Here is a 2,081-nt window from a genome sequence, read left to right as displayed (position 1 = left end):
GGCTTGCACAGATGAACCATGAAGAACGGCGTTTTCGAGAAGATTGCGAAACAGGATACCTGTTGCATCCATATCGCCCCGGATCATGAGATGAGATGCTCCAGAAAATTCAATCGTCTGGTTTTTTTCCCGCTCAAGTTCTTCTGCCAGAAATCGAATGACAGGCACCAGATCGAACATGCTCCCGGTGAGTGCGATCCCTGATGTCGCTCGTGAAAGCTGAAGCAGCTTTTCCATCATCCGGCCAATTCTGCGGGCCTGCTGCATGATGATCGTTGCACGCTCTTCATAGTCCGACCCTACAAGAAAATTCCTGAGAACCTGAACCTGTGCAAGAAGCGCTCCTACTGGATTACGCAACTCATGGGCCGCGTTGGCCGCAAAAGCGCGCTCTGTCGAAAGCGCCATTTTCAGACGTTCAAGCAGGAGATTGACGGCCGAGTGAATGGACACCAGTTCTTCGGGGAGATCCAATGGGGGAACGGGTGCCAGATTCGATCCTCCCCGGCTCCTGATTTCCTGCTGAAGGCTGGTCAGAGGACGCATGGCGCGACGGACACGCCAGCGGACCAAAATCCAGATCGCCGGGAAAAATATTACCATTGGCAGAACTGAAATCAGAATAGCCCGCCTGACAGCTTCATTTCTGTGAAAAGTCGGCTCACCCACCAGAATGTAATGGCGACCAGACGCTGATGGTACGACATACACTCTGAATAATGAGATGTTGTAAAATCCTGACTTCAGACGTGGTACGAATAGCGTCTCCGGCGCATTCTGTGACCTGACCTCAAGGCGACCGTCCGGTGTGGTGATCTGGTAGGCCAACGTTCGCCGGTTCACCCCGGGGAGTTGCGCGATCTGACCACCTGGGGTGGCAGAAGCCCTGTCGGTTCTGTCCAGTTCACTGATGACAAACTCCAGACGCTCGGCCACTTCCTGTAACGAGTTGTCAAGACGCTCCGTAACTTCATAGCGGGTAAAGGCCGCAACAAGAATACTGAGAAGCACCAGGGCACCAAGCACGATGATCAGTGTTCCGGACACGATACGGGACGCCAGACTCCAGCGCTTCATCGGGACGTGTTCTCCGCGAGACAATAGCCTCTCCCCCTGACCGTCATGATCAGACCCGGTCCGGTTTTCTTCCTTATCCTGCTGACGAAAACTTCAATGGCGTTGCTTTCCACATCGTCACTGAGACCATAAAGGGCGTCTTCAATCTGCTCACGACTGCAGACTGCTCCAGGCCGGCGCGCAAGAAGTTCGACAATAGCCCATTCACGCGCAGACAGATCGACTGTCTGTCCATCGCGTTCAAGCTGACGGCGCGCGAGGTCGATCCTGATAGTACCAATCATGACCACATTGTCTGGCAGGGCCGCATAACGTCTGGCAACAGCGTCAATACGGGCGACGAGTTCGTCGAGATCATAAGGTTTGACAATATAATCATCCGCGCCTTCTGACAGCCCCGCGATCCTGTCACTGACCTGATCCTGAGCTGTCGTGATCAGGATGGCCAGAGATGAACAGTCCCGCCGGATTTCCCGCAGCAGGGCCCGACCATTACCGTCTGGAAGACCAAGATCCAGAAGCAGGAAATCATAAGAAGAGGCGATCAGGGCTGCACGGGCATCGGTCAGGGTCTTGAACCAGTCGACGACGTGTCCGGCCTGGCGCACACGGTCTCTTACTGCCGAGCCCAGTGCAGGTTCGTCTTCGATAATCAGGATTTTCATGCAATGCGATTTTTCATGATACGCGCGTAGAGAGAGGGCAGCACAAGCAGGGTAAGGAGTGTCGAGGAGATCAGACCACCAATAACGACCGTAGCCAGAGGGCGTTCAACTTCGGCGCCGGCACTGGTTGAGACTGCCATGGGAATGAAACCAAGACTGGCGACCAGAGCTGTCGCCATGACCGGCCGGAAACGTTCTTCCGCGGCTTCATATGCGGCACGAGCAGCATTCAGGCCCGCCACGCGCAGCGAATTAATGGCGGTGATGAGTACCACGCCATTCAGAACCGCCACACCAAACAGCGCAATAAACCCGATCCCTGCGGAAATACTGAAAGGG

At 54.9% G+C, this 2,081-nt stretch carries 3 protein-coding genes; all 3 read right to left on the bottom strand.

Annotated features, from left to right (window positions below; all coding sequences use genetic code 11):
* Nucleotides 1-1,077: histidine kinase dimerization/phospho-acceptor domain-containing protein (locus ABF824_RS16285; RefSeq protein WP_415489994.1), on the bottom strand; the 1,077-nt coding region annotated here is incomplete at its 3' end.
* A complete protein-coding gene (locus tag ABF824_RS16280; protein WP_062020857.1) occupies nucleotides 1,074-1,742 on the bottom strand; it encodes a response regulator transcription factor in 669 nt (222 codons plus the stop codon). The genes ABF824_RS16285 and ABF824_RS16280, both read right to left, overlap by 4 nt.
* The coding region (locus ABF824_RS16275) for an efflux RND transporter permease subunit (protein ID WP_415489993.1) at nucleotides 1,739-2,081 on the bottom strand (343 nt) is incomplete at its 5' end. The genes ABF824_RS16275 and ABF824_RS16280, both read right to left, overlap by 4 nt.

The organism is Acetobacter sp. (genome assembly GCF_047721705.1).
Taxonomy (GTDB): Bacteria; Pseudomonadota; Alphaproteobacteria; order Acetobacterales; family Acetobacteraceae; genus Acetobacter.
The sequence above is the reverse complement of the archived record's forward strand: the minus strand, read 5'-3'. Positions and strand labels throughout refer to the sequence as shown.

Bases quoted from the DNA above. Each gene is read 5' to 3' on its own strand.
- ABF824_RS16280 (WP_062020857.1), bottom strand. From the start codon at position 1,742: ATGAAAATCCTGATTATCGAAGACGAACCTGCACTGGGCTCGGCAGTA.